This window comes from Streptomyces sp. NPDC058880 (assembly GCF_042742535.1).
Classification (GTDB): domain Bacteria; phylum Actinomycetota; class Actinomycetes; order Streptomycetales; family Streptomycetaceae; genus Streptomyces.
Genome location: NZ_JBHYMC010000035.1, coordinates 15,356 through 29,660, shown reverse-complemented (window position 1 = coordinate 29,660; position 14,305 = coordinate 15,356). Strand labels below are relative to the sequence as shown.

Sequence of the window (14,305 nt, the reverse complement as noted above, 5' to 3'; positions counted from 1 at the left end):
CCCCGACCCGTACGAGGTGGCAGAATCGAGGGGAGTCGTTCGTACGACACGGCGAAAAGGCGTCGACGGCTCCCGCGTTCCCGCCGTCCCCTCCCGCTAAGGCTCCTGGTAACCGATGCCGCTGACCCTCGCCTCCCTCGTCCAGCACTCGGCGCTCAAGCTCGGCGTCCGGGCGGGGGAGAACCGCCTGGACACCCCCGTGCGCTGGGCCCACGTCAGCGAACTCGCCGATCCCGTCCCCTATATGGAGGGCGGCGAACTGCTCCTGATCACGGCGATGAAGCTGGACGCCGACGACCCGCACGAGATGCGGGCCTACGTGCGCCGCCTCGCCGCGGCCGGAGTGGTCGGCATCGGCTTCGCGATCGGCGTCAACTACGAGGCGGTCCCCCAGGCGCTGGTCGAAGCGGCGCGGGCCGAGGACATGCCGCTGCTGGAGGTGCCGCGCCGGACGCCGTTCCTCGCCATCAGCAAGGCCGTCTCCGCGGCGCTCGCGGCCGACCAGTACCGGGCGGTGACCGCCGGTTTCGAGGCGCAGCGCGAACTGACCCGCGCCGCGCTCTCCGTCGACGGCCCCGCCGAACTGCTCGCGAAGCTCGCCGCGCACGTGCACGGCTGGGCGGCCCTCTACGACGCCTCCGGAGCGGTCGTGGCGGCCGCCCCCGACTGGGCGGCGCGCCGCGCCGCCCGGCTGACCCCGGACGTGGAGCGGCTGCGGGAACGCCCCGCACCCGCGAGCGCCGTGGTGGGAGGCTCCGAGGACCGCGTCGAGCTCCAGTCCCTGGGCACCGGCCGGCGGGCCCGGGGCGCGCTCGCCGTCGGCACGGGGGCCCCGCTGGGCACGGCCGAGAGGTACGCCGTCCACTCCGCGGTCGCGCTGCTGACGCTCACCACCGAGCGCTCACGCTCGCTGCACGACGCCGAGTCCCGGCTGGGGGCGGCGGTGCTGCGGATGCTGCTGGCCGACGAGCCGGACCACGCCCGGGCGGTGGCGGGCGACCTGTACGGGTCGCTGCTGGACGCGCCGTTCCGGCTGGTCGTGGCCGAGCCCGCGCTGGGGGGCACGGCGCGGCCGGAGGGCCTGGCGCTGCTGGCCGACGCGGTGGAGTCCGCCGCCGCCCGCACCGGGGAGGCGCTGCTGGTGGTACCGGAGCCCGGGCGGCTGGTGGTCCTCGCCGCCGACGCCGGCGCGGCCGTACGGGCGTGCACCGTCCACGCGGAGGCCCTGGAGGCCCGGCGCGGCCGCGACGCGGCCGGACCGGAGCCGGACGAACTGGTGGTCGGGCTTTCCGCACCCGCCGGGCCGGGCAGCGTCGCGGCCGCCCTGAAGCAGGCCGACCAGGCCCTCGCGGTGGCCCGTCGGCGCGGCCGCCCGCTGGTGGAGCACGAGGACATGGCGACGGGCTCGGTCCTGCCGCTACTGGCCGACGACGCCGTGCGGGCCTTCGCGGACGGCACCCTGCGTGCGCTGCGGGAGCACGACGCGACGGGCCGCGGGGACCTGGTGGCCTCCCTGCAGGCCTGGCTTTCCCGCCACGGCCAGTGGGACGCGGCCGCGGCCGACCTCGGCGTGCACCGGCACACCCTGCGCTACCGGATGAAGCGGGTCGAGGAGATCCTCGGCCGTTCCCTGGAGGACCCGGACGTCCGCATGGAACTGTGGCTCGCCCTCAAGGCCACCTCCACCCCGAGCTAAGGACCCGCACGGAGCCCGGCCGGGTGCGACAGTGACAAACCGGCGCGACCCCGGCGACCGGTACTACACGCCGGACAAACGCCGAATCCCCCGCGGAGTCCTACGGTGGAGGGGTCAGGACCCACCGCACACTTCCGAAGGGCCGGGATTCGCATGACTTCCACCCACGCCTTCTGGCTCGCCGGCCGCCAGGCCACCGGCGAGGACAGCTTCGACGTCCACTCCCCGTGGGACGGTCGACTGGTCGCCGCCGTCAGCGTGCCCACCGACGAGCAGGTCGAGGAGGCCGTGGCCGCGGCGTACGCCGTGACGGCGGAGTTCTCCGCAACCCCCGCCCACGTACGGGCCGCCGCCCTGGACCACGTCTCCAAGCGGCTCATCGAGCGCACCGAGGAGATCGCCCAGCTGATCTCCGCCGAGAACGGCAAGCCCGTCAAGTGGGCCCGCGGCGAGGTCGGCCGTGCGGTGTCCGTGTTCCGTTTCGCCGCGGAGGAGGCCCGCCGCTTCAACGGCGGCGAGGCCCAGCGCCTGGACACCGACGCCGGCGGTGTCGGTCGCCTCGCGCTGACCCGCCGCTTCGTCAAGGGCCCAGTCCTCGGCATCGCGCCGTTCAACTTCCCGCTGAACCTGTGCGCCCACAAGGTCGCCCCGGCCATCGCCGTCGGCGCGCCGATCATCCTCAAGCCGGCCCCGGCCACGCCGCTGTCCGGCCTGATCCTGGGCGAGCTGCTCGCCGAGACCGACCTCCCGGCCGGCTCCTGGTCGGTCCTGCCGGTCGCGAACGACAAGATGCCCGCCCTGGTGAAGGACGAGCGCCTCCCCGTCATCTCCTTCACCGGTTCCGACACCGTCGGGTACGCCATCCAGCAGTCGGTGCCCCACAAGCACTGCACCCTGGAGCTCGGCGGCAACGCCGCGGCCGTGGTCCTGGACGACTGGTCCTCCGAGGCCGACCTCGACTGGGCCGCGACCCGTATCGCGACCTTCTCGAACTACCAGGCCGGCCAGTCCTGCATCTCCGTACAGCGGGTCATCGCCGACGCCTCCGTCTACGACCGCCTCGTCGAGAAGGTCGTTGCGAAGGTCCAGGCCCAGGTCACCGGCGACCCCGGCGACGACGCCACCGACGTCGGCCCGCTCGTCTCCGAGGCCGCGGCCCAGCGCGTCGAGTCCTGGGTCGACGAGGCCGTCTCGGCCGGTGCCAAGCTGCTCACCGGCGGCAAGCGCGAAGGCGCCTCCTACGAGCCCACCGTCCTCGCGAACGTCCCCGACGGCGTCAAGCTCGCCACCGAGGAGGTCTTCGGCCCGGTCCTGACCCTGCTGCGGGTCGAGAACACCGACGAGGCCTTCGCCGCGGTGAATGACTCGAAGTTCGGTCTGCAGGCCGGTGTCTTCACGCACGACGTCCAGACCGCGTTCCGCGCTCACCGCGAGCTCGAGGTCGGCGGCGTGATCATCGGCGACGCGCCGTCCTACCGCGCCGACCAGATGCCGTACGGCGGCGTCAAGCAGTCCGGTGTGGGCCGCGAGGGCGTCCGCTATGCGATGGACGACTACACGTACGAGCGAGTCCTGGTCCTGACCGGCCTCGACATCTGATCTCGTACCGCCGAAAAGCCGACGGCCGGAGCCTACTGTGCGGGGGCTCCGGCCGTCCCCCTTTTCCATTCCGCGCACTTTGGGTACGACTCACAGGCAGCACCGGCCAGGAGGCCGGTACCCCCGACTCCAGCGGCGAGGTGAGTCCCCTCATGTCCGCAACACAGCCCGTACAGCCCAGCGGCACCCAGCCCAAGGTGACCGAGCGCGAGGCACGACAGGTCGCGGAAGCGGCCCGGGAGCAGGATTGGCGCAAACCCAGTTTCGCCAAGGAGCTCTTCCTGGGACGGTTCCGGCTCGACCTGATCCATCCCCACCCGCTCCCCGCCGAAGAGGACGTCCGCCGGGGCGAGGCCTTTCTCGCCCGGCTGCGCGAGTTCTGCGAGACCCGTGTCGACGGCGCGCTCATCGAGCGCGAGGCGAAGATCCCGGACGAGACCGTGCGAGGGCTCAAGGAGCTCGGCGCCCTCGGGATGAAGATCGACCCCAAGTACGGGGGGCTCGGCCTCACCCAGGTGTACTACAACAAGGCGCTCGCTCTGGTCGGCTCGGTCAGCCCGGCCATCGGGGCCCTGCTCTCCGCTCACCAGTCGATCGGCGTGCCCCAGCCCCTGAAGATGTTCGGCACGCAGGCGCAGAAGGACGCCTACCTGCCGCGCTGCGCCACCACCGCCATCAGCGCCTTCCTGCTCACCGAGCCCGACGTGGGTTCCGACCCGGCGCGCCTGGCCACCACCGCGGTCCCGGACGGCGACGACTACGTCCTCGACGGGGTGAAGCTGTGGACCACCAACGGGGTCGTCGCGGACCTGCTCGTGGTCATGGCCCGGGTGCCGAAGTCGGAGAACCACCGCGGCGGGATCACCGCCTTCGTCGTCGAGGCGGACTCGCCCGGCATCACCGTCGAGCATCGCAACGCCTTCATGGGCCTGCGCGGCCTGGAGAACGGCGTCACCCGCTTCCACCGGGTACGTGTCCCCGCCGACCAGCGCATCGGCGCCGAGGGCGCCGGGCTCAAGATCGCCCTCACCACGCTCAACACCGGCCGGCTCTCCCTGCCCGCCATGTGCGTCGGCGCAGGCAAGTGGTGCCTGAAGATCGCCCGTGAATGGTCCGGCGTACGCGAGCAATGGGGCCGGCCGGTCGCCCGGCACGAGGCGGTCGGCGCCAAGATCTCCTTCATCGCCGCCACCACCTTCGCCCTCGAAGCGGTCGTCGACCTCGCCTCCCAGATGGCCGACGAGGACCGCAACGACATCCGCATCGAAGCCGCCCTCGCCAAGCTCTACGGTTCCGAGATGGCCTGCCTGATGGCCGACGAGCTGGTCCAGATCCGCGGCGGACGCGGCTTCGAGACGGCCGAGTCCCTGGCCGCCCGGGGCGAGCGTGCCGTCCCCGCCGAGCAGCTGCTCCGCGACCTGCGCATCAACCGGATCTTCGAGGGCTCGACGGAGATCATGCACCTGCTGATCGCCCGCGAGGCCGTCGACGCCCACCTGTCGGTGGCCGGCGACCTCATCGACCCCGAGAAGGCACTCGGCGACAAGGCCAGGGCCGGTGCCCGCGCCGCCGGCTTCTACGCCCGCTGGCTGCCCCGGCTGGCCACCGGACCCGGCCACGTCCCCGGCACCTACCGGGCCTTCCACCCCGCGGGCCACCCCGACCTCTCCACCCACCTGCGCCACGTGGAGCGCAGCGCCCGCAAACTCGCCCGGTCCACCTTCTACGCCATGTCCCGCTGGCAGGGCCGCATGGAGACCAAGCAGGGCTTCCTCGGCCGGATCGTCGACATCGGAGCCGAGCTCTTCGCGATGAGCGCGGCCTGCGTCCGCGCCGAGCACCTGCGCGCCTCGGGCGAGCACGGCCGCGAGGCGTACCAGCTCGCCGACGCCTTCTGCGAGCAGTCCCGGCTGCGCGTCGAGGAGCTCTTCGGGCGGCTCTGGTCCAACACCGACGACCTCGACCGCAAGGTGGTCGCCGGAGTCCTGTCCGGGACCTACGCCTGGCTGGAGGAGGGCGTCCTCGATCCCTCGGACGACGGCCCCTGGATCGCGGACGCCGCCCCCGGACCCTCGAACCGGAAAAACGTGCACCGCCCCATCCGCTGACCTGCGATCATCGCCGCACGTCGGACAGACGTACGAGGATGGGTACGCGTGCGGATCCGGCACGCGTACGCGCACAGCACAGGGCGGACGAGAACGATGCCGACGGCCGAGCAGGACCGCACCAGCCGGCGGCTGGCCTGGTGCGTGGCGCACCTCCTGCGCCACGCACCGGACCACGTCGTTGTCGACATGATCCGCCGCCTCGACCGGCCGACCCTGAAGTACCTCTGCCGCGACGCATGGCTGGCGGGTTCCACCGTCACCCTGCTGTTGCGTCACGGCGGCGCGGACGACCGCGGCCACATCGCCCGCAACCCGCGGGTCCTGGGCCGGCCGCTGCCCGGCCTGCCCGGGCCGGCCCGCTACGCTCGCCGCCGCACGCCGCCGGAACTCCTGCCCGTCCTGCGCGCCGAGCTCGGCCGGGACCCCGCTGCAGGGCCCCTCGCCACCGCCGAGCTGACCGGCCTGCTGCGCCGGCACGGCAGGCGCGGGCCGCGGGTCCCGCTGGACATCCTGGCGCTGCCCCACGCGACCGATCCCGGGCTGCTCCTCGCCGAGCACACCCGCCGGCCGCTGACCGTGGGCTCCGTCGAGGCCCTGCTGCTCGTGGCCGACCTGCCCCGGGAGACCGTTCTCGGGCTGCTCGCCACCGCCGCGGAGACACCCGCGGACCGCGGCTCCTGGCACCGGCCCGCCGTCCGCGCCGTACGGATGGGCCGGCTCACCCACCAGGAACTCGTCGCCCACGTCGCCCCCGCGCGCCACACCCTGCTCCTCGGCCACCTCCCCGAACGCCGCTCCCTGCGCTGGACCCTGCCCGAACAGGCAGGCATGCAGACCGCCGTGATGCGGGCCCTGCGCCCGCTGGGGGACGACCCGCGGCTGTGGGCGGAGCTGCTGCGGTACGCCCCCGGGTACCGCGGACCGCTGCCCGCCCTGGTGGCGGGCGTCGCCGATGGGACCCTGCCCGGACCGGCCGGCACGGGAGAGCCGGACCCGGGGCTGGACCGGGCCGTGCGCCACCTGGCCCCGACGGCCGCCGAGCCCTCCGGGGACGTGGAGCGCGAACTGGCCCTCGCGAGCCTGGCCGTGCCCATGGAGAGCGCCGAGGAGGACATCCGCTGGGTGCGCGACTGCCTCGACCGCGGCCTGCTCACCGGTACCGACGTGATCCGGCACAAGCTGCCGGCCTGCTGGGCCCTCGACGAGGACCACTGGCTCGGCGAGGTGGACCGCCCCGACCGGCACGACCACCCGGAGGCCGTCCTCGCCGCGCACGCGGAGGCGTACCGGCTGCTCACCGCCGCCCTCGGCGAGGACCCGGAGGCCTGGTGGCGCACCGCCCGCACGCTCCCCGACTTCGCCGGAACGCTCCCGCACCTCCTCCTGCGCGTCACAGAAGGGGGCTCCGTGTCGGGCCGCCCCTGACGTGCCGCGACAATGGGGGGCATGAGCGACCGTCCAGCCCCCCTCGCCGACCCGCACCTCCTCTTCGACCCCGCGGCCGGCCGCCGGGACATCGTGATCCTCGGGTCCACCGGCTCCATCGGCACCCAGGCCATCGACCTCGCCCTGCGCAACCCGGACCGGTTCCGGGTCACCGCCCTGTCCGCCGCCGGCGGCCGGGTGGCGCTGCTGGCCGAGCAGGCCCGGCTGCTGCGGGTGGAGAAGGTGGCCGTCGCCCGCGAAGACGCCGTACCGGCCCTGAAGGAGGCGCTGAGCGCCCAGTACGGCCCGGGCGAGACACTGCCCGAGATCCTGGCCGGGCCGGACGCGGCGACCGAGCTCGCCGCCTCCGAGTGCCACACCGTCCTCAACGGCATCACCGGCTCCATCGGCCTCGCGCCGACCCTCGCCGCCCTGCGGGCCGGCCGCACCCTGGCGCTGGCCAACAAGGAGTCGCTGATCGTCGGCGGCCCGCTGGTCAAGGCCCTGGCCGGGCCCGGCCAGATCATCCCCGTGGACTCCGAGCACGCGGCCCTTTTCCAGGCGCTGGCCGCCGGCACCCGCGCGGACGTGCGCAAGCTCGTGGTGACCGCCTCCGGCGGCCCCTTCCGCGGCCGCACCCGCGCCGAGCTGGCGGAGGTGACCGTCGAGGACGCGCTCGCCCACCCCACGTGGGCCATGGGCCCGGTGATCACCGTCAACTCGGCGACCCTGGTCAACAAGGGGCTGGAGGTCATCGAGGCGCACCTGCTCTACGACATCCCGTTCGAGCAGATCGAGGTCGTGGTCCACCCGCAGTCGTACGTGCACTCGATGGTGGAGTTCACCGACGGCTCCACACTCGCCCAGGCCACCCCGCCGGACATGCGCGGCCCCATCGCGATCGGCCTCGGCTGGCCCCAGCGGATCCCGGATGCCGCCCCCGCCTTCGACTGGACCAAGGCCTCCGCCTGGGAGTTCTTCCCGCTGGACACCGAGGCCTTCCCCGCCGTGGGCATCGCCCGGCACGTGGGCGCCCTCGGCGGTACCGCCCCGGCCGTCTTCAACGCGGCGAACGAGGAGTGCGTCGAGGCATTCTTGGCCGGTCGGCTGCCGTTCACAGCAATCATGGATACGGTCTCTGCCGTGGTCGACGAGCACGGGACACCGCAGTCGGGAACCTCCCTGACCGTGCGGGACGTCCTTGAAGCAGAGGCCTGGGCCAGGGCCCGGGCGCGGGAGATGGCGGCTCGGGCCGCCGCGGAGGCGCGCGCATGACACTTCTGATGACGGTGCTCGGAATCGTGATCTTCGCGGTCGGCCTGCTGGTCTCCATCGCGTGGCACGAGCTGGGGCACCTCTCCACGGCCAAGATGTTCGGCATTCGGGTGCCGCAGTACATGGTGGGCTTCGGGCCGACCGTCTGGTCGCGGAGGAAGGGCGAGACCGAGTACGGGATCAAGGCCATCCCCATGGGCGGCTACATCCGCATGATCGGGATGTTCCCGCCCGGCGAGGACGGCAGGGTCACCGCCCGGTCCACCTCGCCGTTCCGGTCGATGATCGAGGACGCGCGCTCGGCGGCGTACGAGGAGCTCCAGCCCGGCGACGAGACCCGGCTCTTCTACACGCGCAAGCCGTGGAAGCGCGTGATCGTGATGTTCGCCGGCCCGTTCATGAACCTGGTCCTGGCCGTGGCGATCTTCCTCACCACCCTGATGACCTTCGGGCTGAACACCCAGACCACCTCGGTCGCCACCGTCTCGGACTGCGTCATCCAGCAGAGCGAGAAGCGGGACACCTGCCGGCCCGGCGACCCGGCCGCCCCCGCCAAGGCCGCGGGCCTCCAGGCCGGCGACAAGATCGTCGCCTTCAACGGCCGCGCGGTCGACGACTGGTCGGCCCTGCAGAAGGACATCCGCGCCACCGTGGGGCCTGCCACCATCACCGTCGTGCGCGCGGGGGAGCGCCTTGACCTCACCGCGAACCTGATCGAGAACAAGGTCGCCAAGACCGACGGCAGCGGCAGGTACGTCAAGGACGAGTACGTCACCGCCGGGTTCCTCGGATTCGCACCCGCCTCCGGCTACGTACCGCAGTCCTTCGGCCAGTCCGCCGAGCGCATGGGCGAGATGATGGAGGCCGGTGTGCAGTCGCTGGTCGCCCTGCCGTCCAAGGTCCCGGACTTGTGGAACGCCGCCTTCAACGGGGGCGAGCGCAAGCAGGACAGCCCGATGGGCGTCGTCGGTGCGGCGCGCGTCAGCGGCGAGATCTTCGCCCTCGACATCCCCGCACAGCACCAGCTGGTGTTCTTCCTGAACCTGCTGGCCGGCTTCAACCTCTCGCTGTTCCTCTTCAACATGCTGCCGCTGCTCCCGCTCGACGGCGGGCACATCGCCGGCGCGCTGTGGGAGTCCGTCCGGCGGGGCGTGGCGCGGATCTTCCGCCGCCCCGACCCCGGCCCGTTCGACGTGGCGACGCTGATGCCCGTCGCCTACGTGGTCGCGGGCCTGTTCATCTGCTTCACCCTGCTGGTGATGGTCGCGGACGTGGTGAACCCCATCAAGATCACCTAGCCCTCACGGCACACCGCGACGGGCCGTCGGGGGCCGGGCACACATCGGGCCCGGCCCCCGACGTTCGGGCCGTGCGCCCCCTCGGATGCACGGGGCGTGCCGTGGTTGGCGTAATCTCGAAGCCTGGAGCCCGCCGATATCGGGACCTCGATCCACACCTTGGGGTTGCACAGCAGATGACTGCCATCTCTCTCGGAATGCCGTCCGTGCCGACGAAGCTTGCCGACCGCAGGGTCAGCCGCAAGATCCAGGTCGGTTCCGTGGCCGTCGGAGGCGACGCACCCATCTCGGTGCAGTCGATGACCACGACCCGCACCTCCGACATCGGCGCCACGCTCCAGCAGATCGCCGAGCTCACCGCTTCCGGCTGCAACATCGTCCGCGTCGCCTGCCCGACCCAGGACGACGCCGACGCCCTCGCGGTGATCGCCAAGAAGTCGCAGATCCCGGTGATCGCCGACATCCACTTCCAGCCGAAGTACGTGTTCGCCGCGATCGACGCCGGCTGCGCCGCGGTCCGCGTGAACCCCGGCAACATCAAGCAGTTCGACGACAAGGTCAAGGAGATCGCGAAGGCCGCGAACGACGCGGGTACCCCGATCCGCATCGGCGTCAACGCCGGCTCCCTCGACGCCCGCCTGCTGAAGAAGTACGGCAAGGCCACCCCCGAGGCGCTCGTCGAGTCCGCGCTGTGGGAGGCGTCGCTCTTCGAGGAGCACGGCTTCAGCGACATCAAGATCTCGGTCAAGCACAACGACCCGGTCGTCATGGTCAACGCCTACCGCCAGCTGGCGGCCGCCTGTGACTACCCGCTGCACCTGGGCGTCACGGAGGCCGGCCCCGCCTTCCAGGGCACCATCAAGTCCGCGGTCGCCTTCGGCGCCCTGCTCTCCGAGGGCATCGGCGACACCATCCGCGTCTCCCTCTCCGCCCCGCCGGCGGAGGAGGTCAAGGTCGGCATCCAGATCCTGGAGTCGCTGAACCTCAAGCCGCGCCGCCTGGAGATCGTCTCCTGCCCGTCCTGCGGCCGCGCCCAGGTCGACGTCTACAAGCTGGCCGAGGAGGTCACGGCGGGCCTGGAGGGCATGGAGGTCCCGCTGCGCGTCGCCGTCATGGGCTGCGTCGTCAACGGCCCGGGCGAGGCCCGCGAGGCCGACCTCGGCGTCGCCTCCGGCAACGGCAAGGGCCAGATCTTCGTGAAGGGCGAGGTCATCAAGACCGTGCCGGAGTCGAAGATCGTCGAGACCCTCATCGAAGAGGCGATGAAGATCGCGGCGCAGATGGAGGCCGACGGCGTCGCCAGCGGCGAGCCGACCGTCGCCATCGGCGTCTGAACCACCGGTCCGGCGCACCGCCCGCGGTGTCCGGCGAGGGCGCCGCAGTCGTCCGGCCCCGGCCCCGTTCCCGCAGTTCGGGAGCGGGGCCGGGGCCTTTTCGTGACCCGTGGACGCGGCACGGTCCGGTGCCGCCGGGTACAGTGCGGAGATCAGCAGACTTGCATGGTGAGGCCCCAGTGTTGACGCAGACCACCACCCGGGTCCTTGAACCCAGTGATCTCGACGCCGCGCTCGACGTCCTCGGACGCGAGCCGGTGGAGAACGCTTTCGTCACCTCCAGGGTCCAGGTCGCCGGACTCGACCCCTGGCGTCTGGGAGGCGAGATGTGGGGCTGGTACGCCGACGGCGAGCTCCGCTCGCTCTGCTACGCCGGAGCCAACCTCGTCCCCGTCTGCGCCGAGCCCGACGCGGTACGCGCCTTCGCCGACCGGGCCCGCCGCACCGGCCGCCGCTGCTCCTCGATCGTCGGCCCCGCCGCGCCCACCCGGCTGCTGTGGCAGCTCCTGGAGCCCAGCTGGGGGCCGGCCCGCGAGGTCCGCGCCCACCAGCCCCTCATGGTCATCGAGCACCCGTCCACCACGGTCGAGCCGGATCCGCAGGTCCGCCGGATCCGCAAGAACGAGATGGACCTGATCATGCCCGCCTGCGTGGCGATGTTCACCGAGGAGGTCGGCGTCTCGCCGATGGCCGGTGACGGCGGCCTGCTGTACCAGGCCCGCGTCGCCGAGCTCGTCGCCGGCGGCCGATCCTTCGCCCGCGTCGAGGACGACAAGATCGTCTTCAAGGCGGAGATCGGCGCCGCCACCTCCCGCGCCTGCCAGATCCAGGGCGTCTGGGTCGCCCCCGAGTTCCGCGGCCGGGGCCATTCCGAGACCGGAATGGCTGCCGTCGTCGCGTACGCGCTGCGCGACGTGGCGCCCGTGGTCAGCCTCTACGTCAACGACTTCAACACCGCGGCGCGGGCCGCGTACCACCGGGTGGGCTTCCGCGAGGTCGGTGCGTTCATGAGCGTGCTGTTCTGAACCGGGAGGAGACCGGGGGCGGGGCATTCCGGCACACCCTTACCGCGAAGTAAGGTCACCGCATGCTGCCTTCCGGAGTCCGTATCGGCCCCCTCGACCTCGCCGCCCGCGTGGACGAGGCCCTGCGCGTGCAGGCCGTCGCCTTCGGCCTGAGCGAGGAGGAGGTCGGCATCCGGCGCTACATCGTCCAGCGCCACATGACCTGCAAGGGGGCCCGCGCGCTCGGGGCCTTCGCCGAGGACGGCGCGCTCACCGGATTCGTCTACGGGATGCCCAACGACCGCACGCACTGGTGGTCCACCGTCGTCGAGCCCTACCTGCGGGCCGGAGGCCACGAGGAATGGCTCGACGGCTCCTTCGTCATCACCGAGCTGCACGTCCACCCCGGCTTCCAGGGCCACGGCATCGGCCGCTCACTGATCACCGCCCTCACCGACGACGCCGCCGAACCCCGCTCGATCCTCTCCGCCATCGACACCGAGAGTCCCGCCCGCGGCCTCTACCGGTCCCTCGGCTATGTCGACCTCGCCCGCCGGGTGCACTTCCCGAGCGCGAGCCTCCCGTACGCGGTCATGGGTGCCACCCTGCCGCTGACCAGGCCCTGAAACGGCTTATCGGGCTCCACCGCGACCCCGGTACGCTCCGGGGATGTCCACACATCACGTACAGCGCATGTCCCGCCTCATGGCCAAGACCCTCCGAGAGGACCCGGCCGACGCCGAGACCCTCAGCCACCGGCTCCTGGTCCGCGCCGGATACGTCCGGCGCAGCTCGGCCGGGGTGTGGACGTGGCTCCCGCTCGGCAAGCGGGTCCTGGACAACGTCAGCCGCATCGTCCGCGAGGAGATGGACGCCATCGGCGCCCAGGAGGTGCTGCTGCCGGCCCTGCTGCCCCGGGAGCCGTACGAGGTGAGCGGCCGCTGGTCGGAGTACGGCGACCTGCTGTTCCGGCTCAGGGACCGCAAGGGTGCGGACTACCTGCTCGGCCCCACCCACGAGGAGATCTTCACCCTGGTGGTGAAGGACCAGTGCACCTCCTACAAGGACCTCCCGGTCATGCTGTACCAGATCCAGACCAAGTACCGCGACGAGGCGCGGCCCCGGTCGGGCGTGCTGCGCGGCCGTGAGTTCCAGATGAAGGACTCCTACTCCTTCGACGTGTCCGACGAGGCACTGGAGGAGTCCTACCGGCTCCACCGCGAGGCCTACGTCCGCATCTTCGAGCGGCTGGGCCTGGACCACCGGATCGTGTCGGCGGTGTCGGGGGCGATGGGCGGCTCCGCGTCCGAGGAGTTCCTGGCCCCGGCCGAGGCGGGCGAGGACACCTTCGTGGACTGCCCCTCCTGCGCCTACGCGGCCAACACGGAGGCCGTGACCTTCGCGCTGACCCCCGCCTCCGGGGAGCACCCGGCGCCGGAGGAGGTGGACACCCCCGACACCCCGACGATCGAGACCCTCGCCGCGCACCTGGGGGTCCCCGCCTCGGCGACCCTGAAGAACCTCCTGGTGAAGGTCGACGGCGAGATCATGGCCGTGGGCGTGCCCGGGGACCGGGAGGTGGACCTCGGCAAGCTGGGCGAACACCTGGCCCCCGCGGTCGTGGAGCTCGTCACGGCAGAGGACTTCGCGGACCGGCCCGACCTCGTGCGCGGGTACGTGGGCCCGCAGGGCCTGGAGAAGGTCCGCTATCTGGCCGACCCGCGGGTCGCGCCGGGCACGGCCTGGGTGACGGGCGCCAACAAGCCCGACACCCACGCCCGCAACGTGGTCTGCGGACGTGACTTCGAGGTGGACCAGTACCTGGACGTGGCGGTCGTGGAGCCGGGCGACCCCTGCCCCTCCTGCGGAGCCGGCCTCCGCCTGGACCGTGCCATCGAGATCGGCCACATCTTCCAGCTCGGCCGCAAGTACGCGGACGCCTTCGGGCTGGACGTGCTGGGCCGCGAGGGCAAGCCGGTGCGGGTCACGATGGGCTCCTACGGCATCGGCGTCTCCCGAGCGGTGGCGGCCCTGGCCGAACAAACCGCGGACGAGCGCGGACTGTGCTGGCCGGCGGCGGTCGCCCCGGCCGACGTCCACGTGGTGGCGGCGGGCAAGGCGGTGCAGCTCGCGCTGGCCGAGCAGGCGGCGACGGCCCTGGCGGGATCGGGCCTGCGGGTCCTGCTGGACGACCGTCCGGGCCTCTCCCCGGGCGTGAAGCTCACCGACGCGGAGCTGATCGGCGTGCCCTGGATCCTGGTGGCGGGCCGCCGATCCGGTGACGGGGTCGTCGAGCTCCAGGACCGTGCGTCGGGCACCCGGGAAGAGCTCCCCCTGGCGGATGCCCTCGCCCGGCTGGCGGCCACGGCCTGACCCCGGCGCCGGGCACCAGCCGTCCGCTCCGGCGAACACGCGGGCGCACAAACGGGCCTGACGCCCGGTCGGGCGGCGCCGGACCGCGGCCGGACCGCGGCCGGGCCGACGGCACAGCGGAGGCTGCACGGAGGCCGGGACGCCCGGCCCCACCGCCCCGCACCGCGGCAGCGCCCTCTCCGGGCGCCTG

The 14,305-nt window shown here is 72.6% G+C and carries 10 protein-coding genes; all 10 read left to right on the top strand.

Annotated features, from left to right (window positions below; genetic code table 11):
- Positions 1-115 precede the first annotated feature (115 nt).
- The 10 genes from ACFW2G_RS20295 to ACFW2G_RS20250 all read left to right on the top strand — a co-directional run bounded on the left by ACFW2G_RS20295 (position 116) and on the right by ACFW2G_RS20250 (position 14,115).
- Positions 116-1,696, top strand: a complete 1,581-nt coding sequence (locus ACFW2G_RS20295; protein WP_384583305.1) for a PucR family transcriptional regulator — start codon at positions 116-118, stop codon at positions 1,694-1,696.
- A 153-nt stretch (positions 1,697-1,849) separates the two neighbouring features.
- Complete coding sequence (locus ACFW2G_RS20290; RefSeq protein ID WP_037928478.1) at positions 1,850-3,295, top strand: aldehyde dehydrogenase family protein; 1,446 nt, start codon at positions 1,850-1,852, stop codon at positions 3,293-3,295.
- A gap of 152 nt (positions 3,296-3,447) precedes the next feature.
- On the top strand, positions 3,448-5,403 hold the full coding sequence (locus ACFW2G_RS20285) for an acyl-CoA dehydrogenase family protein (protein WP_384449907.1): 1,956 nt from the start codon (positions 3,448-3,450) through the stop codon (positions 5,401-5,403).
- Between the two features lie 96 nt (positions 5,404-5,499).
- Positions 5,500-6,831, top strand: a complete 1,332-nt coding sequence (locus ACFW2G_RS20280) for a hypothetical protein (RefSeq protein ID WP_384583308.1) — start codon at positions 5,500-5,502, stop codon at positions 6,829-6,831.
- A gap of 12 nt (positions 6,832-6,843) precedes the next feature.
- On the top strand, positions 6,844-8,106 hold the full coding sequence (gene dxr, locus ACFW2G_RS20275) for a 1-deoxy-D-xylulose-5-phosphate reductoisomerase (protein ID WP_384449900.1): 1,263 nt from the start codon (positions 6,844-6,846) through the stop codon (positions 8,104-8,106).
- Positions 8,103-9,404: a M50 family metallopeptidase gene (locus tag ACFW2G_RS20270; RefSeq protein WP_384449898.1), complete on the top strand. Its 1,302-nt coding sequence runs from the start codon at positions 8,103-8,105 to the stop codon at positions 9,402-9,404. Before dxr ends, ACFW2G_RS20270 begins: the two co-directional genes overlap by 4 nt.
- A 176-nt stretch (positions 9,405-9,580) precedes the next feature.
- Entirely contained in the window at positions 9,581-10,738 is a 1,158-nt protein-coding gene (gene ispG, locus ACFW2G_RS20265) for a flavodoxin-dependent (E)-4-hydroxy-3-methylbut-2-enyl-diphosphate synthase (protein WP_030767370.1), read from the top strand.
- Positions 10,739-10,917: 179 nt separating this feature from the next.
- Positions 10,918-11,763 carry a GNAT family N-acetyltransferase gene (locus tag ACFW2G_RS20260; RefSeq protein WP_172671404.1) on the top strand — a complete coding sequence of 282 codons (846 nt, stop codon included), beginning with the start codon at positions 10,918-10,920 and terminating at the stop codon, positions 11,761-11,763.
- Between the two features lie 62 nt (positions 11,764-11,825).
- On the top strand, positions 11,826-12,368 hold the full coding sequence (locus ACFW2G_RS20255) for a GNAT family N-acetyltransferase (protein WP_384449893.1): 543 nt from the start codon (positions 11,826-11,828) through the stop codon (positions 12,366-12,368).
- Between the two features lie 43 nt (positions 12,369-12,411).
- Positions 12,412-14,115, top strand: coding sequence for a proline--tRNA ligase (locus ACFW2G_RS20250; protein WP_384583311.1), 1,704 nt, complete (start codon positions 12,412-12,414; stop codon positions 14,113-14,115).
- Positions 14,116-14,305 lie beyond the last annotated feature (190 nt).

Excerpts from the sequence above, each read along its gene's own strand:
- ACFW2G_RS20295 (WP_384583305.1), top strand. The coding sequence starts at position 116 with ATGCCGCTGACCCTCGCCTCCCTCGTCCAGCACTCGGCGCTCAAGCTC.
- ACFW2G_RS20290 (WP_037928478.1), top strand. The coding sequence starts at position 1,850 with ATGACTTCCACCCACGCCTTCTGGCTCGCCGGCCGCCAGGCCACCGGC.
- ACFW2G_RS20285 (WP_384449907.1), top strand. The coding sequence starts at position 3,448 with ATGTCCGCAACACAGCCCGTACAGCCCAGCGGCACCCAGCCCAAGGTG.
- ACFW2G_RS20280 (WP_384583308.1), top strand. The coding sequence starts at position 5,500 with ATGCCGACGGCCGAGCAGGACCGCACCAGCCGGCGGCTGGCCTGGTGC.
- dxr (WP_384449900.1), top strand. The coding sequence starts at position 6,844 with ATGGGGGGCATGAGCGACCGTCCAGCCCCCCTCGCCGACCCGCACCTC.
- ACFW2G_RS20270 (WP_384449898.1), top strand. The coding sequence starts at position 8,103 with ATGACACTTCTGATGACGGTGCTCGGAATCGTGATCTTCGCGGTCGGC.
- ispG (WP_030767370.1), top strand. The coding sequence starts at position 9,581 with ATGACTGCCATCTCTCTCGGAATGCCGTCCGTGCCGACGAAGCTTGCC.
- ACFW2G_RS20255 (WP_384449893.1), top strand. The coding sequence starts at position 11,826 with ATGCTGCCTTCCGGAGTCCGTATCGGCCCCCTCGACCTCGCCGCCCGC.
- ACFW2G_RS20250 (WP_384583311.1), top strand. The coding sequence starts at position 12,412 with ATGTCCACACATCACGTACAGCGCATGTCCCGCCTCATGGCCAAGACC.